This is a genomic window from Pedobacter sp. AK013, assembly GCF_014205835.1.
In the GTDB taxonomy this organism is placed as follows: Bacteria; Bacteroidota; Bacteroidia; order Sphingobacteriales; family Sphingobacteriaceae; genus Pedobacter.
On sequence record NZ_JACHCQ010000023.1, the window covers coordinates 1 to 25,606 of the forward strand.

Genomic DNA, 25,606 nt, shown 5'->3' on the forward strand with positions numbered 1-25,606 from the left:
GATCAAAGCTTTTAGGGCAACCTCAAGAGGTGTAAGGGATATTAAATTCTTCTTATTCAGATTGTCGAAAATATATGCTTAAAACATCCCCCCCCCAACTTTTCCGCTTGATCCAACTATCGCTATATTTTAATCTCTGTTTTAAATACTACCGTAGCATTCCCTTTTATTTTAATTATTGCAGGGAGGTCATTTTCGATTTTAACACTCACATTTATCACTCCAGGCCTTTTCATTTTTTCGCCTTGTTTACCATTAAATTCGAATAGGTCATTCTTAGCGTCAATGATTTTATTCTGTATTAAATATCCTCCGAATGGCCCGTTTGCATTACCTGTAACCGGATCCTCGTTTATTCCGATTGCCGGAGCAAACATTCTTCCGTGTATCAATATGTCGTTATCATCTGAGTCGAATGTAAATACAAAGTACCCATTACATTTAATCTGTTTGCTTAGATCAGTCAAACTGGTGTAGTTTGGGTTTAAATCATTAAGTTTTTTCCTGCTTTTTATCCCAATCATCACTTTAGAATGTCCTGTAGAGGCAATTTGAATAGGACATCTTTCATCTGTATCAGAATAATCAAGTCCTAGGGCATTTAATATTTTTTTAGCGGTGTTGGTATCGAATGTAGGACTGAGTTCAAATTTACCCTGGGTCATGATTACCTGGTAATCTTCATTTTTCTTAACGATTTCAAAAGGAAGTATGCCAACCTGGGTTTTAAACCTTAAAATGCAAGAGTCTAAATTGTGTTCAATAGCTTTTGCATACATTGCGGCAATCGTAGCATGACCGCAAATCGGAACTTCTGCTAATGGTGTAAAATATCTGATTAAGCCGTCAGAATCATGATCATCAGGTGAAAAAAGAAAAGCCGTTTCAGAATTGTTTAATTCTTTTGCAATCTGTTGCATTTGTGTGTCTGTCAATCCATCGGCATTTACAACCACGCCAGCTGGATTTCCACTAAATCTCTCCTTTGTAAAAGCATCTATCTGATATATTTTAAAAGTTTTCATAATCTTTTCGGGGTTTTACGGGCTTCTTCTCTGTAAATAGTTTGCTTGGTGCGTATAGATCAAATATATTGAAATTTACAAGCAGGACTGAGATTCTGGATAGATAAGATGAGTAAAGACTTATTTTATGACGATTTGTTGAAAAAGTAAAAAAAACTTTTAATAAAACTTGCGTAGTTAAATGACTACATTTATATTTGTAGTCAAATAGCTACATAATGAATTTAAGAAGAGATGTATTTCAGGCCATTGCCGATCCTACCAGGAGGGCCATATTATTGTTAGTGGCTTCGCAGTCTATGACGGCGGGGGCCATAGCGGCCAATTTTAATACGGCAAGGCCAACTGTTTCAAAACACCTGCAAATTCTTACCGAGTGTGAATTGTTAGCACAAAAACAAAATGGGAGGGAGATTCATTACCACACTAACGCAAAAAAAATGAAAGAAATTGCCGATTTTATTGAGCCGTTCCGCAAAATGTGGGACGACAGATTTAATAAGCTGGAAGATATTATGAAAAACTACAGACCAAGTAAATAACATGGAGCAGAAAACAAAAATTGATGCCGAAAATGGCAAGCAGGAAATAATCATTACAAGAGAATTTGATCTGCCTGTAGCATTGCTTTTTAAGGCTTACATTGAGCCCGAAATTATAGCGCAATGGATGGGGACCAAAGTGTTGAAGCTTGAAAACAAAAAGTATGGTAGTTACCAGTTCGAAACAGCTGATGTCAAGGGAAACGTAGCTTTTGTGGCCACTGGAGTTATACACGAGTTCATAACCGATGAAAAAATTACGCGTACATTCGAAATGGAGCATACCCCTTTCGGTGTTCAGCTCGAGTTTTTAACCTTCGAAAAACTGACCGATAACAGAAGTAAACTTACTATGCATGTGGTTTATAAGTCGGTAGTGGTGAGGGATCAAATACTTGCTTTACCTTTTGCTCAGGGTATTAATATGGCACATCATCGTTTAGAAAACATTTTAAAACAAATAAAATAATGCATCATGGCAAAAAGTAATAAAATTATCTATTGGATTGCCACTGTTTGGCTTTCGCTAGGCATGTTATCAACTGGAATAGTACAGTTAATCAAAATGAAAGAAGAAGTAGCGTTATTTACCCAATTGGGCTATCCGCTTTATTTTCTGACGATATTAGGTGTTTGGAAAATTTTGGGTGTTATTGCGGTCTTAATCCCTAAATTTATGTTATTGAAAGAATGGGCTTATGCCGGCTTTTTCTTTGCCATGTCTGGCGCTGTTTTTTCGCATATCGCCATTGGCGATACCAGTGTTTCAGCATACTTTGGACCAATATTATTGCTCGTGTTAACCGTGTTGTCGTGGTATTTCAGGCCAGCAGATAGAAAGATTAATTTCGGTTAACTTTAATGATCAAAAGTTGAATAGTTAAAATGGAACAGCACAAAAATACAACTGAACCAGACCATACAGCTGTAAGGACTGCTTTATGGAGAGCGTTACATGTGCAGGTAGATGCACAACCACACATTCTCGAAGATGAAATTGGATTGAAATTGGTTATGCCTCCTGATGATTGGATGGAGCGCCCCGATATGAAATACACCAGGCGTCTTCGCGCTTCGATTGTTGCACGCAGCCGTTTTATCGAAGATTTAATTGTTGCACAAAGCCAGGAAGGAATTGATCAATATGTTATCCTTGGTGCTGGGCTTGATACTTTTGCTCAGCGTAGAACGGATGTTGCTTCCAAACTACAGATTTATGAAATTGACCAGCTTGATACATTAGTATGGAAACAAAAACGCTTAGCTGATATTGGTTTAGCTAAACCCAACAATTTACATTTTGTACCAGTAGATTTTGAAGTGTCTTCCTGGTGGAGAGAATTGTTAAAATCGGGCTTCGATATTAGGAAACCAGTGGTGATTGCGTGTACCGGAGTAACTTTATACTTGAGCAAAGCAGCAATTCTTGATACACTAAGTCAGTTGGCAAAACTTGCCCCTGGCTCAACGCTGGCTATGGCATTTTACCTACCTGTTGAATTACTGGATGAAGAGGATAAAGCTATGCAGGAAATAGCAGAAAAAGGTGCCCGTGCTAACGGAACTCCATTTGTAAGTTTTTTTTCGCCCGAGGAAATAGTAGATTTAGCGCATACAGCACAATTTAAAGAAGCAGAAACCATATCAACCAAAGATATGGAACAACTTTATTTTATAAATAGAGCCGATAGTCTTTCCCCGGCGAGCGGAGAAGTATTTTTATTGGCGAAAACATAACCCGCAAAATTCGACCGATATGCAAACGAATCCAAAAGTTGATTTTTATTTTGATAAAGCTAAAAAGTGGCAGGAAGAACTGTTGCTATTAAGGACAATCGCCTTAGATTGCGGGCTTACTGAAGAATTGAAATGGGGCTGTCCCTGTTACACTTTTAACGGAAACAACATCGTTTTAATACATGATTTTAAAGAATACTGTGCGTTTTTGTTTTTTAAAGGTGTTTTATTGAATGATGCAGCTGGAATCTTGATTCAACAAACGAAGAATGTACAGTCGGCGAGGCAGGCGCGTTTTACCAATGCCCTCAAAATAGTAGAACTGAAAGCCGTTTTGAAGACTTATATTTATGAAGCTATTGAGGTAGAAAGAGTTGGTTTGAAAGTTGAACTGAAGAAAACTACCGAATATAACATTCCTGCGGAGTTTCAAAGTAAATTGGATCACATTCCTGATTTAAAAACAGCTTTCGAAGCCTTAACCCCAGGACGCCAAAGGGGATACCTTTTATATTTTTCGGCGGCCAAACAATCTAAAACGAGAGCGGCGAGGGTCGAAAAATTTATACCGAAGATTTTAAACGGTAAAGGATTGGACGATTAGTTTTAAAGGATTGTCATTTCGACCGTAGTGAAGAAATCTATATGTTTAATTTGTATTGCCAGATGGCAACCAACTAAATAGTCAATGCAAAGTAGTAGTCGAGAATCACAAAACACCCTGGAGGAGCTAAATTTGCCTATATAGATCTCTCTATTTCGCGTTGCACCAGTCGAGACGACTTATTTGTACGAGCTGCTACTCCTTTTTCACTACATTTAGTTCCAAAACTGCAATATGTAGGAAGCTTATTATTTACACAGGCCTTACGCTATATATAAATTGGTATTTTTAAAACTAGGAACCTGAGCAACTATAACTGAACCATCATCATGAGCAAAAAAGAACTATCTGTAGAACAAACGCATGAATTGTTGAATACGCTAAAAACCCGTTTCGAGAAAAATATGAGTCGCCATAAAGATATCGAATGGGCTAAAGTAGAAGAAAAATTAATTGGAAGGTACGAGAAATTCTGGGTACTCAACGAAATGGAAGTAACTGGTGGCGAGCCTGATGTCGTTGATTTTGATAAAGAAACAGGCGAATACATTTTTTATGATTGTTCGGCGGAAAGCCCTAAAGGCCGTAGAAGTATTTGTTATGATCAGGAAGGGCTAGAATCAAGAAAGGAACATCAGCCTGAAAATAATGCGATTGATATGGCCGCTATGATGGGGGTAGAGCTCTTAACAGAAGAACAATATCGCTTTTTGCAACAACTCGGAAAGTTCGATACTAAAACATCGAGTTGGATTGTTACCCCTCCCGAGATCAGAAAATTGGGTGGCGCCATTTTTGGCGATCGCCGTTACGATCATGTATTTGTGTATCATAATGGCGCACAATCTTACTATGCTGCAAGAGCATTTCGTGGTTTGTTAAGAGTGTAACTCATGTTTACAGCAACTTTTGATAACAAAAGAAATGTAGGCCTGGGCGCTTGGCCAGGCTAATTTCACCACTAAATTGATAACCAAGCTTCAGGAAAAGTGCTTGGGTTGTCATGTTTTTGCTATTGGTATCAACCCTTAAGATAGAAACGCCTGAAGCTTTTGCCACCCGCTCGGCCTGGTTCACTAAAGCTTTGGCAATGCCTCTGCCCTGGCAATTAGGATCTACCGCTAAGCGGTGTGTAACAATGGCTTTTTCGGTAATGTCCCAACCCGCATCGGCATACTCGGGATCTTGATCTGTAGTAATTGCAGAAACACCAACAAGCTTATCTTCCAGCTCAGCTACTCATAATTGACCGATAGTAATATCGTTGGCAAATACTTCTGGGTTGGGGTAATCATCTGCCCACTGGAAATTTCCAGCAGCATGCATTAAAGGTATAACCTCGCGTACCAGTTGCATAATAAATGGTATATCTTCTGTAACGGCTAATCTTATTGTCATGGGGGTAAAAATAAGTTTTTTGGTCGACTGTTTAAATTGCTTGATCGGTTAATTGTAGCCAAGCGCTAAACTGAAGTAACTATTGGTGCATTAGTCTCCTGGTCATTAATCATTTGTTAACAGATGCAGGTTTGAGCAGTGCTTAACATGGTCGTCACCGCCAGGCGCCAGGCTTCAGCCCTAACTGCTTTAATCTTCTTGGTGCTGCATACTAAACACTCCAAGCTTCCTGATAAGTAAATCTTCATGTAATCTTCATCTTTATGCCTGATATTTGATCATATTGCTCTTTATCATATTCCGGCTTCTAAAGGGCTGTTAAGGAATTGTTTTCGCATTGTTTAATTTCAATTTTCATATTGTTAACCTAAGGTTAAACTTAATTTACTGTTAATATTGAATTAACATTAAGACTGTTGTTTTGTGCCAAAATAAAACAACAGAAAATGAAATCACGTATACTATCCCTAGTAAGTATTCTTGTGCTCCTGGTCACATTAGCTCAGGCGCAGGTTACAACATCTAGTATTAATGGAAAGATTAAGGATAACAAAGGTATCATCCCAGGGGCAACCGTTGTGATGGTGCACGTTCCAACGGGTACTGTATCTAAAGGTTCGTCAAACGAATCAGGGCTTTTCCGTATTGGCAACTTAAACCCAGGCGGACCATACAAAATCACTGTAACCTTTGTGGGTTATAGCCCAGTGGTAAAAGAAAATATTTATTTAACATTAGGTTCGGATGTAAAGCTTGATATTGATCTTCAGGAGCAAGGCAATCAATTAGCCGAAGTAAGTGTTAAGGGTCAAAAAGGCGGAACAAAATCTGGTGCAGGTACAAGCATTGGCGAAGGCCAGATTAAAACCCTGCCTACTATGAACCGCAGTTTGCAGGATGTAACAAGGGTTACTCCTCAAGGCAGTAAAGATAATACCTTTGGTGGAACCAATTTTAGGTACAACAACGTAACTATCGATGGTGCAATTAACAATGATGCTATCGGTTTTAGTCCTTCATTGGGAGGTCAGAGTGGAAGCTCTGGTATGCCAGGAAGCAGCACACGTACCAATCCGGTTTCGCTTGATGCGATCCAGGATGTTACTGTTTTACTTTCTCCATATGATGTTAAAGTGGGTAACTTTTTAGGTGGTAGTATTAACGCTGTTACGCGTGGTGGTACCAACGAGGTAGTGGGTTCGGTTTACGGTTATGGCCGTAATGCAGCATTGATCGGTAGAAATAAAATCGGCGATAACAGCAAAGAGCCTTCTGCTTTTCACGATTACCAAACTGGTTTCCGTGTTGGTTTTCCGATTATAAAAGATAAATTGTTCTTTTTCACCAATGAGGAGATTACCCGCCGTCAGGATCCGGTAATTTTAGGTGCAGGATCATCTGACATGAAATTGCTTACTGCAAGTGATGCGCAACAGATTTCTGATCGTATGGCAAGCGCTTATGGTGTAGATGCAGGTGCGTTCGGTAATTATAACATTTATTCGCAATCTAATAAATTCTTTAACCGTTTAGATTGGAATATCAGTGAAAATACCCAGTTAACCATCAGAAATAATACCATCATTTCGAAAGCAACAAACTTAGAAAGAGATCAGCTTAACTTTAGGTTTGGCAGTATCGATTTCAGACAGAACAATAACCAAACCTCAACCGTTGCTGATTTGAAAACCCGTTTCGGGAATTCGGCCACCAACAACCTGATTGTAGGTTATTCTACCATTCACGATTACCGTGATCCGCTTTCTAATCCGGCTTTGCCACAGATTGAGATTGCTGCTAACGGAGGAACATTGTTTTTAGGTACAGACCGCGAGGCGAGTATCTTCAATATGAAACAGAATACTTTCGAATTTACGGACAACTATACTTATAGCAAGGGTATCCATACTTTTACGGTTGGTACACACAATGAGTTTTATAACATCAACTATGGTTTTGTAAACTCATGGAACGGCCGCGTAGCTTATAGCAGTATTGCCGATTTCCTTGCTAACAAGCCGAATAGGGTGCGTACAAGTTATAACTATGACGACAATACGCGTGATAACATTATTGCGAACCCAACTGCGAAATTTAACGTGAACATGTACAGTGTTTATGGTCAGGATGAAATCCGCATAGGCGACCGTTTTAAATTAACACCTGGTTTGCGTTTTGATATGGCGAACCTACCTGACATGCCATCATTAAGTCCAAAAACAACCAATTCACCGGTTGACCCGAATTACGGTACAACTTATACTTATACAAAGCCATCGTCAATTACCGGAAAATTCCTGAACAAAATCCAGGTTTCTCCACGTGTTGGCTTTAATTTCGATGTATTGGGCAACCAAAGCCTGGTGATGCGCGGTGGTACCGGTTTATTTACCAGTCGTGTGCCTTTTGCATGGATCGGTTATGCTTATTACAATAATGGTGTAAACTATGGTGCTTTTGATAAATCGTACGTTTATGCAAATGCAGATCCTAGCAAAATTGTTATACCGGCAGCAGGTTCTGATCCGATTAAAGATGCTTTAACTGGTAATGGCGAAGCTGGTTATGTAACTAAACAGAATGTTAATGTTAAAGATGCAAACGGGGCTACGCAGGTAGATTTGGTTGATAACAACTTTAAAATGCCAAAAGCCTGGAGAAGTAACCTGGCTTTTGATTATAAAACAGACGATCAGTGGAAATTTACAGTTGAGGGAATTTTTAGCCAGGTGATTAAAGATGTGCAGTTTCAGCAGATTAACTATGTAGATAACCCTACTTACATGGTTTACGATACACAGAAACAACAGCCGATCTACTCTGGTGCTAAAATCAATCCATTATATACCAATGCTTATTTATTATCGAACACCGATAAAGGATATAAATACAGTTTAACGGCACAGGTAAGCAAATCACTTCCTTTCGGTTTGGATATGATGGTTGCCTACACTTATGGAAGATCGAAAGATATTGCCAACGGTATCCGTAACTCCATGGAATCTAACTGGCAGTTAAACCAGTCGCTTAGCCCGAACAATGCAGGTTTGGCTTATTCTAACTTCGATATTCGTAACAGGATTATCTCTACCATCAATTATAGGTTAGATTGGGCTAAAAACGGTAAATATGTATCTAACTTCTCATTATTCTTCAGCGGCCAGTCGGGTTCTCCATATTCATTGGGTTTAGTAAATACCAGGATCAACGGAACTGGACAAACGGTAAGTTTGATGTACGTGCCGGCTGTAGGCGAAACACAGAAATTCTTTGCCAATACACCTGATGGAATTGCACAGGCAGCAGCGTTTGATAGCTATATCAACGGTGACAAATACCTAAGCACCCGTCGTGGCAATTTTACAGAACGTAACGGTGCACGTACGCCTTGGAATGTTCAGGCTGATTTCCGTTTCTCTCAGGATATTCAGGTAGCAAAAGGAAAACACCCGCACGTTTTAACTTTAACTTACGATATCATCAACCTGACCAATTTGGTAAATAAAGACTGGGGTATTCAGTATTTTTCTCCTAATACTTATAACTCTATGGCTAGCATGGGTATCAAAGTTGCAACTGCGGGAACACCAACTGCTTACCCGGTTTATACTTTTGCGCAAAAAGATGTAACCTCTTATTCAAAAGATTTCTTTGCCTCTCGTTATCAGATGCAATTGGGATTAAGATATAGTTTCTAATCTTTTTTAATATCAATATACAACGGTCTGATCTTATAAGGTCAGGCCGTTTTTTGTTTGGCCGTGAACACCATAGTAATAATCCTATTTACTGCAAAAGCCTATAAGCAAGGCATGAGCGTGGACTTGTAACGGAAAGAAGGAATAAAGTTACCGATGAAATACCAACTTTCATTTTCAAATGATGGAAACATATTGATGTCAAGCATAGATATCTCCACTTTGCATTACTTCGCTCGGGTTGACGACCATTCGAAAACGCAGAAAATCTTTTTGACGTATCTAATTAAACCTTTCTTGTGCGCTCCCCGTCAAAATAAAACACACAGCGTAAAGCTTGATTTATTTTTCACTTAAAAGGTTAGGTTATGAAAAGGATTGTAAATGCATTGCTCTTATTGGTTATGGCAGTTAATTTTAGTGCATGCGTGGTAAACGCACGTGCACCAAGGGCACACTGGGTACGTGGGCATTATACTATTGGCCCTTATGGTGGCCGGTATTGGGTACCCGGACATTACCGTTAAGTTTTTATTATCGCCGCCATCAAGAAAATGGCGGCGATTGTTTTCGTAACCATGTTAAAAAATGTGGACATGCAACTTATGCGATTGTTGATTTAGATTGTAGGAATAAAATAATACATTAGCGTTATTAATACGATTTTAGCATATGCAAGATGAAATTCTTTTACAGATAAGCGGAAAAATTAAGGAAAGACGTAAAGAACTTGGCATTACCGTTCAGGAGCTTGCAGATAAAGCAGAGGTAAGCAAAGGCCTTATTTCTCAGATCGAAAACAGCAGAACTATTCCATCATTGATGGTATTGATGGATATTATTAAAAGCCTGCAGATAGATCTGAACAGCTTTTTTAAAGATATCAATTTTCATAAAAAAGATGCTCCTGTTCTGGTGAAACGAAAAGATCAATACCAGAAATTCGAAAAGGAACAGGCTTTGGGTTTTAACTACTCTCGTATTTTAACCAAGAATATTAAATTTTCTACTGCCGATTTTGTATTGCTCGAGTTGGAGGTAAATGCGCATCGCCCAATGGTGAAAACCGAAGCCTTCGAGTTTAAATATATGATAGAAGGTAAGGTAGAATACCAGTTTTCGAAAAAGAAAATTATACTCGAGAAAGGAGATTCTATGCTTTTCGATGGAAGGCTTTCGCATACCCCGGTTAATGTTGGCGATAGCAAGGCGCTAATGCTGGTAATTTATTTTTTTGAGTAATATTTTTATAAACAAAGTTTATTAATACTTAACAAATATTTATCTTCATCTTTATAAACCAACCTTTGGTTCGGTAATAGAAATATGAAACCATCATGATTTTTCAAACCACATAGTGGGACGAACGGATTCTGATGGCTTTACAACAATTGAACTAAATTATAAATTGATGAAAAAGTTTTTGAAAAGTACATTAGTGTTACTTTGTTTATGTGTATTTGCCCAGGCACAATCTAAAAAAATTAAACACGTTATCTTAATCGGTTGCGATGGCTTTGGCGGCTACGCTTTGCCAGAGGCGAATATGCCTAATCTTAAAGCATTAATGGCCAATGGCTCCTGGACCACGCAGGCGCGCTGTGTATTGCCTTCTTCCAGTGCTGTAAACTGGGCTTCTTTATTAATGGGGGCAGGACCGACTGAACATGGTTATACCGAATGGGATAGTAAAGTACCCGAAATTCCATCTATCACCAAAACATCTTGTGGTCTGTTCCCTGGCATATTTAGTGTAATCAGAGATCAAAAAAAACAGGCTAAAACCGCTATTGTTTATAGTTGGAGTGGTATTGGCTATTTATTCGAAAAAGAAGCAGTAAATATTATCGTCAACGGGAATGATAACGATGATTTTTGTACGGATACCGCTGTTGCGATTATCAAAAAAGAAAAGCCCTATTTTACTTTTCTTCATTTAGATGAACCTGATGGTACAGGACATTCTATCGGCCACCGCACACCGGCTTATTATAAGCAACTGGAGTTGGTAGATCAGCGGATTGGTAAAATTGTAAAAGCGGTTAATGATGCAGGAATAGCAGATGAAACCGTTATCCTGGTTACTGCAGATCATGGAGGTAAGGGCAAAGGCCATGGTGGTAAATCGCTCGATGAAGTGCAGATCCCGTGGATTATCTCAGGCCCTGGCGTTCGTAAAAACCACGAATTAAAAGATGCGATTATTACCTACGATACGGCAGCAACACTGGCCTGGTTAATGAGGTTGCAACAACCGCAAAGTTGGAGAGGAAGGCCGGTATTAGAGGCTTTTACGAAATAAAATACAAGTCTTACACGGTAAAAACTTAACAATTTGATAACCTTGATATTGTTTACTAATAATAAACAATGTTTACTATTGTGTTTTTAAATAAAATACATATGTCAATCAAATTAGTGGTGTTCGGTATGATAAACAACATAAGCAGATATTAGGATGAGTTTACTTCATCTTGCCCGCAAAAAAGCACTTAATTGGCCTTATTGGTTAATTACAATGCTTGGTGGTATAGCAGCATTTGGTTGTTATACCAGTATGTATGCCTTTCGTAAAGCTTTTGCTTCTGCTACTTTTGAACATCAGGAATTTCTGCATATCGATTATAAAGTTTGGTTGGTTATTGCACAAATGGTAGGTTATACCTTAAGTAAGTTTTATGGTATCCGTTTTATTTCCGAATCGGGGAAAAGTAACCGGGCAAGGAGTATCATTTTTCTGATTCTTTTTTCTTGGCTTGCCCTGCTCGGATTTGCTTTGGTACCTGCTCCCTACAATATTGTATTTCTTTTCCTCAATGGTTTCCCTTTGGGCATGATCTGGGGTTTGGTGTTCAGTTATTTGGAAGGAAGAAAAACAACCGAATTTATGGGGGCCTTAATGTCGATCAGTTTAATATTTGCTTCAGGTTTTGTTAAAACGGTTGCACGTACGCTGATGTCGTTTGCTTTGGTAAGCGATTATTGGATGCCTTTTCTAACCGGACTGGTTTTTCTGCTTCCATTGTTCCTGTTTGTTTTTTGTCTGGAGGTTATTCCGCCGCCTTCCAAAGAAGATCAGGAGTTACGTACCAAGCGGGTGCCAATGGATGCAAAACAGCGCAGAAAGTTTATCACCACATTTTTGCCGGGTATCATCTTAACCATTATCATCTACGTATTGCTTACCTGTATCCGCGATATGCGCGATAATTTCGAAGTAGAAATCTGGAACGGCTTAGGTATTCATAACAACCATATTTATACGCAGATCGATACCCTGATTTCGGTTGTAGTATTGGTGATGATGGGGCTTTTGATCCTGATTAAAGATAATCTCAAAGCTTTTACTGTGATCCACGCCATGATTATTTCGGGCTGTTTGCTAATTGGCGTAAGTACATTCTTTTTCGATAGGGGCTACATTGGGCCTGTGAGCTGGATGGCTATACTCGGGATGGGCCTATTTATGGCATACATTCCGTATAATGCTATATTTTTTGAACGGATGATCGCCAATTTTCATTACAAAGGCAATATCGGTTTTATTATGTACGTGGCCGATTCTATTGGTTATGTAGGTAGTTTTTCTGTATTGATGATGCACGAATTTGGCGAAACTAATATTAGCTGGATGCATTTCTTTAAACAGTGTTTGTTTGCTGTGCCACTCATTGGAGGAGCTTGCAGTGTGCTCTCGCTCATTTATTTCAGGAGGAAAACATTCGCTACAAATAAAAAGATGCAGGTGGCTGGGGGTGCAATTTTAGCAGGAAAGTGAAAAGATGTTTTTTTGGATGTCATTTTTACCATGTAAGTAATATAAGGTCATAAGCTTATATGTTTCTAACATTTCTTAAATGGTAGAAGTACAGGGCGCGGTGGCTCGCAAGAGATCGTCATTCTTAACTCGACTGGGAACCAGGTAGTGCTCATGAATGCTTTTGAAGAGAAGAAAGCTTATGTATAATCGTAAAATAGGCTTTAAGATTCCCGCCTGCGCGGGAATGACGCATAATTTTTAAAAGATAAAGCAGCTAAACAATATTAACTTAACATTGATGCCTGGATGAATTAAAACATCTTGACATCAGCAAAAAATAAACAATGAATAAACATTTCGATCTTATTGTAATAGGCGGGGGAATTTTAGGGACTTTTCATGCTTACCATGCTTTACTTTTAGGAAAATCGGTTTTACAGCTCGAAAAAGATAATTTTCCGGTAGGTGCTACTGTGCGCAATTTTGGTCAGGTGGTACCCTCGGGTATGGAAGCCGAGTGGTTCGGATATGGTGTTGCTGGTTTAGATATTTATAAATCCATTCAGCAGGAATTCGATATTTCCGTGCAGCAAAATGGCAGTGTGTACATCGCATCAGATAACGATGAGCAGACCTTGATCCATGAGCTGAAAGCACATTACGATACCATCGGTTATGAAACCGAATTGCTTAGCAAGGAAGCAGTTTTAAAGAAATATCCTGCTATTAAATCTTCTTATGCCAAAGAAGCCATCTTTTTTCCGCAGGAAATTAGTGTAGCGCCAGATCAAATGATCCATCGCCTGCATAAATATATGCAGACTAAATTTGAACAGTACACACTTCAATACAATAGCCCAGTAACGGCCTGCGAAAGCAAAGGTACTGGCATAGCGGTTGGTTTAAGAAACAATAGCGAACTTTTTACGGCAGAGAAAGCTATTATCTGTAACGGTTACGAATTTAAATTGCTTTATCCTGAACTGTTTAGTGAAAGTGGTATTGTGGTAAGTAAGCTACAGATGATGCGCAGTATCCCTATGCCAGAGGTTGCTTTAGCTGGTAATATTTTAACAGGACTAACCACCAGGCGCTATGAGAGCTTCGAGCACTATTGCCCTTCTTTCAAAAGCATTACAACTCCTGAACATTACGAAGAATTGAAAAAATGGGGTATTCATATCCTGTTTAAAAAGGCTGCAGATAATACGATCATTATTGGCGATTCGCACGTATACGCTGATGTAAATCATTTCGATGAGCTTGGTTTCGATTTAAGCCAGCATATTAATGAGCTCGTGCTCGAAGAAGCGGCCCGGATTGTTGATTTCGATGTGCGCAAACTGCAAAATACCTGGGCCGGATTTTATCCGCAGCACGCAACAAAACACATTGTAACTTACGATCTCGACGATCGAATCCATATCCGCACTGCCATTGGCGGCAAAGGAATGACCGCGAGTGCAGGTTATGCTGCAGAAAGCATTAAGAAAATATTTAGTTAACAAATACTAAACAAAAATATGGTTTTTTGTTAACTAAAAGTTGGCATTAGGCTAACATATACATCTTATCATTGCATCTATAAAACCTAAAAAATTATAGATAAATGAAACATCTCTACAAGATGAAGATGTGCATGGTAGCTTTACTGCTGTTATGCCTCACGCCTTATTTTACTTGGGCACAAACAAAAATTGCCGGTCTGGTTAAAGATGATGCTCAACAACCAATTCCTGGTGTTAGTGTACTGGTAAAAGGGACTAAAAAAGCTACTTCTACTGATCAGTCGGGTCGCTTTACCCTTGACGCCAAAGCAGGCGAAACACTTGTTTTTAGTTCGATCGGATTCCTTCCGCAAGAAGTTCAGGTTACAGGCGCAAACCTAACTGTAACATTAAAAACAGACTCAAAAAACTTAAACGAGGTAGTGGTTACTGCGCTGGGTATCCGTAAAGAAAAACGGAACCTGGGTTATGCCATTCAGGAGGTAAAAGGTGCCGATCTGGTAAAAGCCAGGGAAGCTAATCCGGTAAACGGTTTGGTGGGAAAGGTTGCCGGTTTAACTGTTGGTGTATCTTCAGAGCTTTTGGGCCGTTCGTCGCTTTACCTTCGTGGCAACGATGTTAATTTGGTAGTGGTAGATGGGGTGCCGATCAATTCGGATACCTGGAACATCAATCCCGATGATATCGACACTTATACTGTGCTTAAAGGGCCAGCAGCTGCTGCGCTTTATGGTTATCAGGCTTATAATGGTGCATTATTAATTACCACTAAAAGAGGTAAGCTAAGCGATAAGGGTTTTACTGTAGAGTTAAATTCGAGCACCCAATTTAACAAAGGATTTATCGCTTTGCCGAAAAGCCAGGATGAGTACGGACCAGGCGAGCACAGTGCCTATGCCTTTGGCGACGGAAAGGGTGGTGGCTTAAATGATGGTGATTATGATATCTGGGGGCCAAAATTCGATGGTCAGTTGATTCCTCAATATGATAGCCCGATTGTAAACGGTGTGCGCCAGGGTACACCTTGGGTAGCGCGCGGAAAAGATAACTTAAAACGTTTTATCCAAACGGGACTGCTTTCTGCAAACAACATTGCCTTATCTTCTGCAACAGATAAGTATAATTTAAGGGTTTCTATTTCTAATAATTACCAAAAAGGAATTATACCGAACACACAATTAAATATCAACAATTTTAATTTGAGCGGTTCGTATAACATCAGCCCGAAACTAAGGGCCGAAGCCTATATCAATTACAGCCGCCAGTTTTCTGATAATATTCCGGATGTAAACTATGGTCCGAACAGTATAATTTATAACATGACCCTTTGGGGCGGTGCAGATTGGAACATCGACGATATGAAAAATTACTGGCAGCCGGGCAAAGAAGGTATCCAGTCTATCTATGCCGAATACCAACGTTACCATAATCCTTATTTTATGTCATACGAATGGTTGCGCGGACATAAAAAGAACGATATTAACGGTTATGCCTCATTAAACTATAATGTAACCAAAGGATTGGATGTGTTGTTAAAAACGCAGATTTCGACTTACGATCAGTTAAGAACAGAGAAAATGCCATTTTCTGCTCACCCTTACGGACGTGAAGAAGGTTTGGGCGATTATAGGGAAGACCGCCGTAGCATGTTCGAAAACAATACCCAGTTGATATTAAAATTTAACAAAAACATTGGTGATTTATTCGAAATCAGTGCTTTTGGTGGCGGTAATGCCCGTAACTTCAGTTACAATTCGAGTTTTACCACAACCGATTATTTAAACGTTCCGGAAGTGTATAACTTCTCTAACTCTAAAAACCCTGTAAAGGCATTCAATTTTAATTCTAAAATGTTGGTGTTAAGTGCTTTTTACTCAGTTGATTTAAGCTTTAAAAAATATTTAAACATCAATACTACTGGTCGTGTAGATAAAAACTCTGCGCTTTCGCCACGTAATAATTCAGCGTTCTATCCTTCGGTTTCATTAAGTTCGGTAGTGTCGGATTATGTAAAAATGCCTGCTTTTATCTCTTTTGCAAAAGTAAGGGCATCGTATGCCAATGTTAAAGACCCTGGTTTGGGCACGCAGGACTATATCGGTGCCACGCCATTACAAACTTATCCAATCGGTTATGGTGCAGAGTACACTTCATCGTACGGTGGTCCAAGATACAGTCTTTCTTCTCCGTATAACATCAGGCCAACCTATAACAACCAATCGGGAGCTTATTATGCCAATAACCTGATTGATCTAAATACCATAAAAGCACAGAGCAGAACCAATTACGAGGGTGGTATCGATCTTAAGTTCCTGAAAAATAGGTTAGGTTTCGAGGCTACTTATTTCAGGTATATCGATGGGCCGAAAATTGTCCAACAACGTATCACAACAGCTACGGGTTATGAAACAAACACCATCAACGGCCGTAAAACGCAGAACAGTGGTGTAGAGTTGAGCCTATCAGGTTCGCCGATTTTGACCGACAAATTTGGTTGGGATGTAATGATCAACTGGTCTACCTACAAACAGGTTTACAAAGAGCTGGCAACAGGAGAAACCTCAGTTGATCAATTCTTTAAAGCGGGCGATCGTATCGATAATATCTATGGCTCTGTTTTAGCTAAAACCCCAGGCGGACAGGTGATCCATACTTCAAGCGGAACACCCATTTCATTGCCGGTTAACCAGTTGTTAGGCCATGCCGATCCAAACTGGGTATGGAGTATCGGTAATAAATTCAGATATGAAAATTTCTCTTTCAGCTTCCAGTTAGATGGTAAAGTGGGTGGCGTGATGCAAGATTATGTGCGGCTAAAATCGTTCCAGGGTGGTCGCCAGATCGAAACTATCCAAGGTAAAATGGGCGAAGCCAGATACCAGGATTACTTGCGTGTAAACGATCCAACTTACAAAGGTACATGGGTAGGCGACGGGGTAGTGATTGCCAATAACGGTAAACTTAATTTCGATCCGATAACGGGTGTAATTACCAATTATGGCGACCTTTCTTTTAAACCGAATACAACTCCTCAGTTACTGCAGGATTATTTGGGTGTTTTTTATGGTGCCAAAGAAAACACTATGATGAGCCGTACCTATGCCAAATTACGCGAAGTAACCTTTGGCTACCAGTTGCCCAAAAAGTTATTGGAACGCACGTTTATCAAATCGGCCAATATTTCGGTAGTAGGGCGTAACCTGTTGTATTTTATCAATTCTACCTATAACGATGTGGATGTAGATCAGTATTCGGGTAGGGAAGGGACTTCTACGCTGCAAACACCAACTACAAGAAGTGTAGGCTTTAACCTTAATGTTACTTTTTAATCACTAGAACATGAAATCAATATATAAAATACTGTTCCTCTTCATCATCGTTGCTGTTTGTGGCGGATGTAAGAAAGAATTTGAAGAAAATTTTAAAAATCCAAACCAGGCCGAAACTGTTCCGCCGAACTTATTGTTGAACGGTATTTTGTTCGATATGTATGAAGCACCTTTTTCGGGCTCAGAAAGATGGAACCAGTATACTGCCGCCAACTATTTCTACTATGCAACCAATAATTATGATTGGACAGGTGCTTCTTTAGATTATACTACCCTAAAAAATGTAGTAAAGATGGAAGAAGAAGCCAACCGTTTAGGTGGTGCAGTAGCTAAACCTTACCTGGCTTTAGCTAAATTCTTTAAAGCGTATTTCTTTGTGAAAATGAGTTTGAAAGTGGGTGATTTACCGATGGTGGAAGCCCTAAAAGGTTTTGCCAACCTTACTCCAAAGTACGATACCCAAAAAGATATCTTTAAACAATCGTTAACCTGGTTAGAAGAATCGAACAACGATTTAACGACTTTAATTGCTGCGGGCAACAAAGAATTAAAAGGCGATATTTACCTTAAAAATGACCTAATTGCCTGGCAGAAAGTCGTGAATACCTTTAAATTAAGAACCTTGATTCAGTTGAGTGTTAAAGTAGACGATACTGACCTACAGGTAAAACAACAGTTTGCTGCGGTATTGAATAATCCTGGTCAATACCCGGTAATGGATAGCATGGCCGATAACCTGCAGTTTGTGTACAACGAAAGTTTTAACAAATATCCAAACAACAAAGATAACTTTGGTAACGATGCTTTGCGTTATAACATGGCTGGTACTTATTTGAATACGCTTTCGAGTTATAAAGACCCTAGAGCTTATATGGTTGCTGAGCCAGCAAGAGGAGTAGCAGAGGCCAACGGTTATGCCATTACCGATTACCGCAATTTTGTGGGTGCAAGTACGGGCGAAGATCAGGGTGTGATGTTGGATAAGGTACAAAAGGGTTTGTATTCGCTTATTGGCCGGAACAGGTATTATAGTGGTTATACTGCCGAAAATACCTTCATTATTTCTTATCCCGAGCTCTGTTTTATCAAAGCGGAAGGTATTAACCGTGGCTGGGCTACAGGCGATGCCGAAAGCTGGTATAAAAAAGGTATCCAAGCCTCTATTGGTTTTTATGGTATCAAGGATGGTGTTAATGTGGTTACTTTCCTTAAAAAAGATGGTAAACTCGGCGAATTTGAAACTTACAATGTAAACTTCACTTTCGAGACAGATTATTATGCACAGCCCGTAATAAAATATGCTGGCAACACAGCTGAAGGCTTAAAGCAGATCCTTACCCAAAAATACCTGGCCTATTTCCGTAACTCTGGTTTTGAAGCTTATTATCAATATCGCAGAACGGGTATCCCTGAATTCCAGGTAGGGCCAGGTATAGGTAATAGCCAAAGGATTCCGAAACGTTTTCAGTATCCTACTATTGAAAGAACGACTAACGGCGAAAACTTAAAACAGGCTTTACTTCGTCAATATAACGGAACCGACGATATTAATCTGGCACCGTGGATTGTTAAACCTTAATTGTTAACGATCTGATATTCAGTTTGAAATATGGAAAACAATCCTCCGCTATAAAGGGAGGGTTGTTTTCTTAAATAATAATTGAATTAATTTTTGCATAAATAGTTTAAAAGCGCTAATATTGCACTCCCAAAACGAACAAGGGTGTTTAACTACAAAGTGTAAATAAACCTCGTTTTAGGAAATGACCAGTACTCCTTCTTAGCTCAGCTGGTTAGAGCATCTGACTGTTAATCAGAGGGTCGCTGGTTCGAGCCCAGCAGAGGGAGCCAAAACCCGCAACGAAAGTTGTGGGTTTTTTGCGTTTAGAGCTGAGCGAGAAGTTTTCAAGTCTGAAAATCGTATAAATCCTCATTTTCTGGCTAATTTTTGGTGTTAATTGAGATAATCTTTGAAGGTTACCCCTTTAATAACTTCAGCTTTTTAGAATAAAGCATTTGTTAAATGTGAAAGCATGAAGGAACACTAGTCGTTTATCTTGTTAATATTTTGCATATCTAAATATTTTATGTATTTTTATAATAAGATAAACGATATTTAGTCGTTTATCTTGCTAATATTTTACAATGGATATTCGAACAGCATTAAGAGAACTATCTAACCAACCGCTGACCCACCAGCTCCTAGCGGGTCTTCTGAAAGACTATAAACGGCCAAATGATAAAATATTATCTTTAAAATCGGATGGCCTGATCGAGCCGATCAAAAAAGGACTTTACATAGCGGGTAGGTCTCTTGGTGCTGAACGGCCTGAAAGCGCACTGTTAGCCAACCATATACTCGGACCAAGCTACCTTTCAATGGAAAGTGCACTCGCTCATTACGGGCTAATTCCAGAGAAGGTTTTTGCGGTCACTTCAATGACTACAAAAGCCTCAAGGAAATTCCAGACCAACATTGGACTATATACCTATACCAACCTATCATTGCCTTATTACGCATTCGGCCTTGCCACTGTGAGCTTGTCTAAAGACCAGCAAGCCATAATAGCAATCCCCGAAAAGGCACTATGCGATAAAATAGCTACAACAGCAGGCATAACCTTAAGAAGCCGATCTTCTGCAAGGGATTATGTTTTTGGAAACCTGAGAATGGAGGAAGAAGATCTAGCTAAATTTGATCTAAATGTGATGTTGAGCTGGCTCGAAAATGCACCCAAAAGGGAAAGCCTGGAAATGTTAATCAAAATGATCGAAAAAATATGATAAAGGAGTGGCTCGAAGATTATCATCCCGTAAACAGGGAAGAAGCCAAAGATGCATTGAGAGAAATCATGCAGGAGATCACATTAGCGGGACTTAACCGTGCCGGTTTTTTTGAAAAGGCGGCATTTTATGGCGGAACTGCGCTCAGGATATTCTACGGACTCGACCGATTTTCAGAGGATCTGGATTTTTCGTTGCTTGCCGTTGACCTGGATTTTTCATTGGAAAAATACCAAGATGCTATCATAAATGAGTTCGCTGCCCTCGGGATGCAGGTATCTATTTCGGAAAAACAGAAGGCAGTGAAGAGCAACATCAACTCTGCCTTTTTAAAATCGGAAACCATTTGGAAGGAACTTGTGTTGGAGGGTATCATCCCGCAGAACGGACTTAAGGAAGTAGCCAGCATCAAGATCAAGATAGAAGTTGATACAGCCCCTCCATTGGGGTTTGCTACTGAGGAAAAATTATTACTCAAGCCTTTTTCGTTTTATGTGAAGTGCCTGTCGCTCCCTGACCTTTTTGCCGGAAAGATGCATGCATTACTTTTTCGCAAGTGGGGCACGAATGTAAAAGGGCGGGACTGGTATGATATGGAATGGTACATCAAAAAAGGATATCCTCTTAATCTCGACCATTTCCTGCTAAGGGCGATAGACAGCGGGGACTGGAAAAAAGAGACCATCAATGAGGAGGAGTTCAGGAAATTATTGAGCGAAAAGATCGAAAGTGTCAAAATGGATTTTGTCAAGGCTGACATCTCTAGATTTATAAAGGATTCAAAGGTACTTGAAATATGGTCCCCAAGTTATTTTCATGACCTGAGTGCAAAACTAAAAATCAATAGATCGAATTAAGGCTCAGACCTTTTTTGTTTAAAATTTACGTTGGACAAGAAGTTTATCCTGAGCGCAGGGCAATGTCATTAAGTTATAGGATAAATCACAAAAAGACGTCACCTTGAGGAGTAATTTATCTTATAAAAATTAATATGGATGACAGCCCTCTCCGGGGTCGTCATTTCGAGCGGAGTGCAACGCAGTCGAGAAATCTGTCTCTATAGATTTCTCCATTTCGCTGCGGGAAAAAAAAACGGCTAGCTTCAGTCGAAATGACGATTTTTCTATAAGATCTGTCAATGGTAGCGTACTATTTGCAATTTATCAAGCTCAAGAAGTCTTCGACCTCGCTCAGACTGACACTGCCGCGCTTAACTTAATGACATTGAGGTGTAAGGAGCCATGAAGAAGGGGGAAATTCTGTTTTAGCCCTTTGACTAGAACGGTCAGTTAAACTTTGAGTGCCTTGCCATTTAAGAAGTACAAGCCCATTTAGGCTGATTGTTCTTATATGATTTAGCCTTTAGCCCAAGAATATCTACATTCAATTGTTGAGCATTATTTATCTCTGGTTTTAAAATCAATCAGGTAAGGTTTGATCTTTACGCCATTCAAATCTCTAAAACTCTCTCCAAGTACAATCTGATATTGTCTATTGGGTTTTAACTGAACATCGAATTCGGCAGTGACACCGTCCGCCGAAAAGCCAATAAAATTTTTAATAAACATTGCGTTTTCCTTGCCCAAAGGTCCAAAATCAAAGTTTCTGAAGCGCCTATCCATGGGTTTTGAAAAAACGACTTTAAATTTGTAGTTCAAGGTATCACCTAAATCTGCTATTTCTTCTGGGGTGGCACTCACCACAAAAGGACGGCTTTTTTCATACCCATCTTTTAATTGCTTAACGGTTTGATCAAAATAACCAGATTGATCTACGTATGTAGCTAGGGCTTCTATATTATTATAATCAAGCTCAATCATTTCGCTAATCGCCTTGGTTTTATCTTTTGCTTTTGTATAATATTGGTCGGCAATGGCATAACCCACATAATATCCTAGATCCCTTATCCCAAATTGATTTTCAGCATTGCTGTATAGCCAAAAACCATTTCCGGTATTGAACATCTGCAGTGCAAATGCCTGTTTGATACTTTCGTTATGTGCTTTGCCATAGGCAAGTGCAGGAAGTGTAGAAGGAATGGCCATTACCTTTTCAGAAACAAATTCTGCAACACCTTCCAATACACATTGCGCCAATAAATTGTCTCCGATATTTGTTTTTTGTTGGGTATGCACATATTCGTGGATATTGGTGAAAACCAAATTATCAAGATGTTCTTGTGCCATGGCAATTTCACTTCCAATCAATACCATCTTACCCATGGTAGTTCCGCCGCTTCTAAAGGCACCTACAGTGAAATAGATTTCTGCAGGTTTTAAAGCTGGGTAAAGTTGTTTAAGCTTGTTAATTTTGAGAGCAATGGCTTTTGCATAATCTTTCGCTTTTAAGGTATTGGAACGGATAGAATTAAAATAAGTTTGCTTTTGGGTAATGGCATCCAGGTACTCTTTTGGGGTATAATTCCTTGCCTGTATCATCGCTTTTTGTCCGGGTGTTCCCTTCTCCAGAAATAAATTTTTAAGATAGTTGTATTGTAAACTCGTATCTTTTGTTGAACTGATTTTATCGTAAGCCTGCCAGAAATGATCCAGATCTGTGGTGATCAGGTTTACGGTTCGTTGCGCCCAAAGATTCTGGGTAATGGAGGCGCACAAAAGGGTTGCAAAAAGTATGGCTCTATTCATATCCATAAAAGACACCTAAAAAATCTTTGTGTGACAGTATGATTGTTTTTTTTGATCAATTAACTTTGGTGTTCAGGTGCCTCATTTGGACACTCTATATATTTCCAATGGTGGCCAACAAGATCGTTCAAAATTAAGGGGGCAAAAGCGACTAAAGATTTTGGTTAAAACAAGGTCCGCCTGCTTAACTGTGGTTTTCCTGCTCCTGCAAAGCGATCCGTTCTCTAAAGGATTTATATCGCGACCGGCCAATAGGTAAAATTTCTCCGTTTTTAAGCTTTAATGCGTATTTGGTGCCCGAAGAGATTAAGATCTGCTCCATTTGTTTCATTTGAACCAAATACGATTTATGGATGCGTTCGAAACCAGCCGGCAAAATTTGCTCCAGTGTATCAAGTCCCTTATCGTGCAGCGTGCTGCTGCCATCCAGAAGATGCAGTTCGCTGTATATACCTGCACCCTTAATATAGTTGAGCTGGCTAAGTTCGATGAGGCGGACACTGCCGTTTTTTCGCACGGTGAGGTAGCGTAAGTTGCTGCTGAGTTCTTTTTTTGTAGCTGTTGCCCTGCTGAGCGCCAGTGTAAGCCGTTCCTGATCGAAAGGCTTTGGAACAAAATCGAGTACACCCAACTCGAAAGCACGAAGTGCATTTTCGGTATTGGCCGAAACCACTATGGTTTGAAAAGAGCGCGAGGTTAAAGATTGTAATACTTCAAAACCGTCTTTCCCATTGAGGTTAAGATCAAGTAACAAAATATCAATGCTGTTCTTTTCCAGAAAATCCATTCCCTTTTTAAGCGAATCGCAGATCTGGATTAAAGCATTACCTTCGAAATGAGCGGCAGTCATTCGTTCAACCCTTTTCGCTATCCGTGCCTCATCTTCTATTATCAGTATTGTCATTTTGATTTATTGTTTATTTTAATGATACTCGTCCAGCCCTGTGCTGATGCTGCGGATGAAAATTGCCAGCAGCCCGGATAACTTTCTTCGAGCCTGGCCTTAATGTACCTAAAACCGTTTCCACCACTGCGGTTGGTTTGTAATTCTCTATTTTTGCCTAAGGTTTCGAAGGTGTATTGGCAAAAATCATCGTTTTGGCTAAAAGAAAGTTTAAATCTAATTGTACCATTGTCTTGTGGTGTATTGTGTGTAATGCCGTTTTCGAGCAGGGTATGGATAACGGCCGGTGGTATGGTTGCCGAAGTACTAATTCCGCTATCTTCCCATTCGTAACTAATTTCTTTTCTAAAACCCATCACTTTGAGGTGCATCTGGCATAAAGCAATTTCCTGTCTGATGGGGATTAAACTTTGTTCAGATATGGCATTCATGATATCAAACTCATTGGCCAGTGCCTGAATAAATTCGGTTCCTTTTTTAGGCGACTCTTCTACCCAGTCGATAAGCGAGGTTAAGGTGTTTTTGATAAAATGCGGCTGGATGTTTTTCTTTAAAAGTTCGAGCTGTAACCTCGATGAAAGCAGCAATGAATTGGAATGTTCCTGTTCTATTTTTTTCATCCTGATGGTATGCAGATAAAGCATAGACACAACAATAAAAGTATAGAAGATAAATATGCCAAAATCGTAAAGCAAATAATAATTCATGCCGGCACTTGCTAAAATGCCTGCCATTAGCAGCCAGCTGCCTTTTTGTTTCCGGTAAACCGCATCGAATGCAATAAGCAGCATGGTAAGCCACATGGCCCTACTGTAATAAATGGCCGATAGATCGTAGTGGCCATAATTGCGGATATAAATAAATAGCAGCACACCAAAAAGTAAGCAAAGCAACAGGTATTTTCTTTTAATGCCGAACTGGATACAGAAGTAAAGGGGCACCAGGAGCGAAATAGAAAAAGTTAGCCACCCGATTACTTCCATTCGGATAAAGAATTTGGGATAGGGGATTTCAATATAAAATTTAATGTACTCGGTAATCAGGAGTAAAAAGAAGAGCAGGCAAATTACAGAAAAGATAAGTACCGGATATTGTTTTTTATGGCTGTTGAAATATAGAAAAATATAATATAGCGAGGCAACCAGAAAAGCACCAGCCATGATAAACATGAGTGAAGAAATAAGCAGCGGCCTGCGAATGAGATTAACATATGTATCAAGCTTTACGCCCACGTTACGCTGCACCCTGGGGTAACTAAACTGTGTGCTGCGCAAGGCTACGGTGTGCTTGCCAGGTTTGGAAAGTGAATCGGGAACAGGAAGAATTATAGTTTCGTTACCCGGAACTTCATCAACAATGGGCGAGCCGGGTTTCCCATTGATCCCTATTTTAACCCCATCCCAATAAATTTCATAAGCCCCAAAGGCAATTACCTGAAGGCCCAATGCACCTCCGCTGTTGGCAATCAGTTCGGTTTTTTCCCTGATCCAGAAAACCTGCCGGCCGGTAGCGCCACGCTCTTGTCGCCAGCCAGTTTCGTTTAAGCTTTTAGCAGCCCAGGCCACATCATCGCCTGTTTTAAATATGGGATCGTATTCTTCGTACAATACCTGTCGTTTGCAGGAGCAAAATAAAACTACGGAAAATATAAACAGGATAATACGTTTCATAA

At 39.6% G+C, this 25,606-nt stretch carries 22 protein-coding genes and 1 tRNA gene; 17 read left to right on the plus strand and 6 right to left on the minus strand.

The annotated features are described in order from the left end of the window. Positions 1-122: 122 nt before the first annotated feature. Positions 123-1,025: a PhzF family isomerase gene (locus tag HDC90_RS15595; RefSeq protein WP_221451871.1), complete on the minus strand. Its 903-nt coding sequence runs from the start codon at positions 1,023-1,025 to the stop codon at positions 123-125. Between the two features lie 218 nt (positions 1,026-1,243). Between HDC90_RS15595 and HDC90_RS15600 the strand changes: the two genes are divergently transcribed. The 6 genes from HDC90_RS15600 (at position 1,244) to HDC90_RS15625 (ending at position 4,798) form a co-directional block, all read left to right on the plus strand. Beyond that, entirely contained in the window at positions 1,244-1,567 is a 324-nt protein-coding gene (locus tag HDC90_RS15600) for a helix-turn-helix transcriptional regulator (protein WP_184467956.1), read from the plus strand. A 1-nt stretch (position 1,568) separates the two neighbouring features. Continuing rightward, the gene (locus HDC90_RS15605; RefSeq protein ID WP_184467958.1) at positions 1,569-2,036 is read left to right on the plus strand and encodes an SRPBCC domain-containing protein; all 468 of its coding nucleotides are present in this window, start codon (positions 1,569-1,571) and stop codon (positions 2,034-2,036) included. Positions 2,037-2,042: 6 nt separating this feature from the next. After that, positions 2,043-2,423 (plus strand): DoxX family protein, encoded by a 381-nt coding sequence (locus HDC90_RS15610; protein ID WP_184467959.1) that lies wholly within the window; start codon positions 2,043-2,045, stop codon positions 2,421-2,423. A gap of 29 nt (positions 2,424-2,452) precedes the next feature. Next, positions 2,453-3,304, plus strand: coding sequence for a class I SAM-dependent methyltransferase (locus HDC90_RS15615; RefSeq protein ID WP_184467961.1), 852 nt, complete (start codon positions 2,453-2,455; stop codon positions 3,302-3,304). A 19-nt stretch (positions 3,305-3,323) separates the two neighbouring features. Continuing rightward, positions 3,324-3,908, plus strand: a complete 585-nt coding sequence (locus tag HDC90_RS15620) for a YdeI family protein (RefSeq protein WP_184467963.1) — start codon at positions 3,324-3,326, stop codon at positions 3,906-3,908. Positions 3,909-4,237: 329 nt separating this feature from the next. Continuing rightward, positions 4,238-4,798 carry a DUF4256 domain-containing protein gene (locus tag HDC90_RS15625; RefSeq protein ID WP_184467965.1) on the plus strand — a complete coding sequence of 187 codons (561 nt, stop codon included), beginning with the start codon at positions 4,238-4,240 and terminating at the stop codon, positions 4,796-4,798. A 7-nt stretch (positions 4,799-4,805) separates the two neighbouring features. Here the strand turns inward: HDC90_RS15625 and HDC90_RS25755 are convergent, their stop codons facing one another. Then, positions 4,806-5,138 (minus strand): GNAT family N-acetyltransferase, encoded by a 333-nt coding sequence (locus HDC90_RS25755; protein ID WP_221451875.1) that lies wholly within the window; start codon positions 5,136-5,138, stop codon positions 4,806-4,808. A gap of 9 nt (positions 5,139-5,147) precedes the next feature. After that, positions 5,148-5,306 carry a hypothetical protein gene (locus HDC90_RS25350; RefSeq protein WP_221451872.1) on the minus strand — a complete coding sequence of 53 codons (159 nt, stop codon included), beginning with the start codon at positions 5,304-5,306 and terminating at the stop codon, positions 5,148-5,150. 446 nt (positions 5,307-5,752) lie between these two features. On the opposite strand from HDC90_RS25350, the gene HDC90_RS15635 reads away from it, so the two are divergent. The 11 genes from HDC90_RS15635 to HDC90_RS15685 all read left to right on the plus strand — a co-directional run bounded on the left by HDC90_RS15635 (position 5,753) and on the right by HDC90_RS15685 (position 21,242). After that, a complete protein-coding gene (locus HDC90_RS15635; protein WP_184467967.1) occupies positions 5,753-9,004 on the plus strand; it encodes a TonB-dependent receptor in 3,252 nt (1,083 codons plus the stop codon). A gap of 368 nt (positions 9,005-9,372) precedes the next feature. Then, complete coding sequence (locus HDC90_RS15640) at positions 9,373-9,531, plus strand: hypothetical protein (RefSeq protein ID WP_184467969.1); 159 nt, start codon at positions 9,373-9,375, stop codon at positions 9,529-9,531. Positions 9,532-9,676: 145 nt separating this feature from the next. Then, on the plus strand, positions 9,677-10,246 hold the full coding sequence (locus HDC90_RS15645) for a helix-turn-helix domain-containing protein (RefSeq protein ID WP_184467972.1): 570 nt from the start codon (positions 9,677-9,679) through the stop codon (positions 10,244-10,246). A 169-nt stretch (positions 10,247-10,415) separates the two neighbouring features. Continuing rightward, positions 10,416-11,306, plus strand: a complete 891-nt coding sequence (locus tag HDC90_RS15650) for an alkaline phosphatase (RefSeq protein WP_184467974.1) — start codon at positions 10,416-10,418, stop codon at positions 11,304-11,306. 156 nt (positions 11,307-11,462) lie between these two features. Beyond that, the gene (locus HDC90_RS15655) at positions 11,463-12,782 is read left to right on the plus strand and encodes a DUF5690 family protein (protein WP_184467976.1); all 1,320 of its coding nucleotides are present in this window, start codon (positions 11,463-11,465) and stop codon (positions 12,780-12,782) included. Between the two features lie 326 nt (positions 12,783-13,108). Then, the gene (locus tag HDC90_RS15660; protein WP_184467978.1) at positions 13,109-14,269 is read left to right on the plus strand and encodes a TIGR03364 family FAD-dependent oxidoreductase; all 1,161 of its coding nucleotides are present in this window, start codon (positions 13,109-13,111) and stop codon (positions 14,267-14,269) included. A gap of 104 nt (positions 14,270-14,373) precedes the next feature. After that, on the plus strand, positions 14,374-17,601 hold the full coding sequence (locus HDC90_RS15665) for a SusC/RagA family TonB-linked outer membrane protein (protein ID WP_184467980.1): 3,228 nt from the start codon (positions 14,374-14,376) through the stop codon (positions 17,599-17,601). 10 nt (positions 17,602-17,611) lie between these two features. After that, complete coding sequence (locus HDC90_RS15670) at positions 17,612-19,180, plus strand: SusD/RagB family nutrient-binding outer membrane lipoprotein (RefSeq protein ID WP_184467982.1); 1,569 nt, start codon at positions 17,612-17,614, stop codon at positions 19,178-19,180. 195 nt (positions 19,181-19,375) lie between these two features. Continuing rightward, positions 19,376-19,452, plus strand: a tRNA-Asn gene (locus HDC90_RS15675). A gap of 294 nt (positions 19,453-19,746) precedes the next feature. Further along, complete coding sequence (locus HDC90_RS15680; protein WP_184467984.1) at positions 19,747-20,385, plus strand: hypothetical protein; 639 nt, start codon at positions 19,747-19,749, stop codon at positions 20,383-20,385. After that, the gene (locus HDC90_RS15685) at positions 20,382-21,242 is read left to right on the plus strand and encodes a nucleotidyl transferase AbiEii/AbiGii toxin family protein (protein ID WP_184467986.1); all 861 of its coding nucleotides are present in this window, start codon (positions 20,382-20,384) and stop codon (positions 21,240-21,242) included. Before HDC90_RS15680 ends, HDC90_RS15685 begins: the two co-directional genes overlap by 4 nt. Before the next feature lie 540 nt (positions 21,243-21,782). Here HDC90_RS15685 and HDC90_RS15690 read toward each other — a convergent pair. The 3 genes from HDC90_RS15690 to HDC90_RS15700 all read right to left on the minus strand — a co-directional run bounded on the left by HDC90_RS15690 (position 21,783) and on the right by HDC90_RS15700 (position 25,604). Further along, positions 21,783-23,030, minus strand: a complete 1,248-nt coding sequence (locus tag HDC90_RS15690) for an Ig-like domain-containing protein (protein ID WP_184467988.1) — start codon at positions 23,028-23,030, stop codon at positions 21,783-21,785. A gap of 184 nt (positions 23,031-23,214) precedes the next feature. Next, positions 23,215-23,934: a LytTR family DNA-binding domain-containing protein gene (locus tag HDC90_RS15695; RefSeq protein WP_184467990.1), complete on the minus strand. Its 720-nt coding sequence runs from the start codon at positions 23,932-23,934 to the stop codon at positions 23,215-23,217. Beyond that, complete coding sequence (locus HDC90_RS15700) at positions 23,931-25,604, minus strand: histidine kinase (protein WP_221451873.1); 1,674 nt, start codon at positions 25,602-25,604, stop codon at positions 23,931-23,933. The genes HDC90_RS15695 and HDC90_RS15700 overlap by 4 nt, the downstream gene beginning before the upstream one ends. Positions 25,605-25,606 lie beyond the last annotated feature (2 nt).

What these genes read in the sequence shown, in the direction of transcription:
- HDC90_RS15660 (WP_184467978.1), top strand. Translation starts at nt 13,109, where the DNA reads ATGAATAAACATTTCGATCTTATTGTAATAGGCGGGGGAATTTTAGGG.
- HDC90_RS15650 (WP_184467974.1), top strand. Translation starts at nt 10,416, where the DNA reads ATGAAAAAGTTTTTGAAAAGTACATTAGTGTTACTTTGTTTATGTGTA.
- HDC90_RS15685 (WP_184467986.1), top strand. Translation starts at nt 20,382, where the DNA reads ATGATAAAGGAGTGGCTCGAAGATTATCATCCCGTAAACAGGGAAGAA.
- HDC90_RS15640 (WP_184467969.1), top strand. Translation starts at nt 9,373, where the DNA reads ATGAAAAGGATTGTAAATGCATTGCTCTTATTGGTTATGGCAGTTAAT.
- HDC90_RS15610 (WP_184467959.1), top strand. Translation starts at nt 2,043, where the DNA reads ATGGCAAAAAGTAATAAAATTATCTATTGGATTGCCACTGTTTGGCTT.
- HDC90_RS15655 (WP_184467976.1), top strand. Translation starts at nt 11,463, where the DNA reads ATGAGTTTACTTCATCTTGCCCGCAAAAAAGCACTTAATTGGCCTTAT.
- HDC90_RS15620 (WP_184467963.1), top strand. Translation starts at nt 3,324, where the DNA reads ATGCAAACGAATCCAAAAGTTGATTTTTATTTTGATAAAGCTAAAAAG.
- HDC90_RS15670 (WP_184467982.1), top strand. Translation starts at nt 17,612, where the DNA reads ATGAAATCAATATATAAAATACTGTTCCTCTTCATCATCGTTGCTGTT.
- HDC90_RS25350 (WP_221451872.1), bottom strand. Translation starts at nt 5,306, where the DNA reads ATGACAATAAGATTAGCCGTTACAGAAGATATACCATTTATTATGCAA.
- HDC90_RS15700 (WP_221451873.1), bottom strand. Translation starts at nt 25,604, where the DNA reads ATGAAACGTATTATCCTGTTTATATTTTCCGTAGTTTTATTTTGCTCC.
- HDC90_RS15600 (WP_184467956.1), top strand. Translation starts at nt 1,244, where the DNA reads ATGAATTTAAGAAGAGATGTATTTCAGGCCATTGCCGATCCTACCAGG.
- HDC90_RS15680 (WP_184467984.1), top strand. Translation starts at nt 19,747, where the DNA reads ATGGATATTCGAACAGCATTAAGAGAACTATCTAACCAACCGCTGACC.
- HDC90_RS15665 (WP_184467980.1), top strand. Translation starts at nt 14,374, where the DNA reads ATGAAACATCTCTACAAGATGAAGATGTGCATGGTAGCTTTACTGCTG.
- HDC90_RS15695 (WP_184467990.1), bottom strand. Translation starts at nt 23,934, where the DNA reads ATGACAATACTGATAATAGAAGATGAGGCACGGATAGCGAAAAGGGTT.
- HDC90_RS15625 (WP_184467965.1), top strand. Translation starts at nt 4,238, where the DNA reads ATGAGCAAAAAAGAACTATCTGTAGAACAAACGCATGAATTGTTGAAT.
- HDC90_RS15615 (WP_184467961.1), top strand. Translation starts at nt 2,453, where the DNA reads ATGGAACAGCACAAAAATACAACTGAACCAGACCATACAGCTGTAAGG.
- HDC90_RS15690 (WP_184467988.1), bottom strand. Translation starts at nt 23,030, where the DNA reads ATGAATAGAGCCATACTTTTTGCAACCCTTTTGTGCGCCTCCATTACC.
- HDC90_RS15595 (WP_221451871.1), bottom strand. Translation starts at nt 1,025, where the DNA reads ATGAAAACTTTTAAAATATATCAGATAGATGCTTTTACAAAGGAGAGA.
- HDC90_RS15645 (WP_184467972.1), top strand. Translation starts at nt 9,677, where the DNA reads ATGCAAGATGAAATTCTTTTACAGATAAGCGGAAAAATTAAGGAAAGA.
- HDC90_RS15635 (WP_184467967.1), top strand. Translation starts at nt 5,753, where the DNA reads ATGAAATCACGTATACTATCCCTAGTAAGTATTCTTGTGCTCCTGGTC.
- HDC90_RS15605 (WP_184467958.1), top strand. Translation starts at nt 1,569, where the DNA reads ATGGAGCAGAAAACAAAAATTGATGCCGAAAATGGCAAGCAGGAAATA.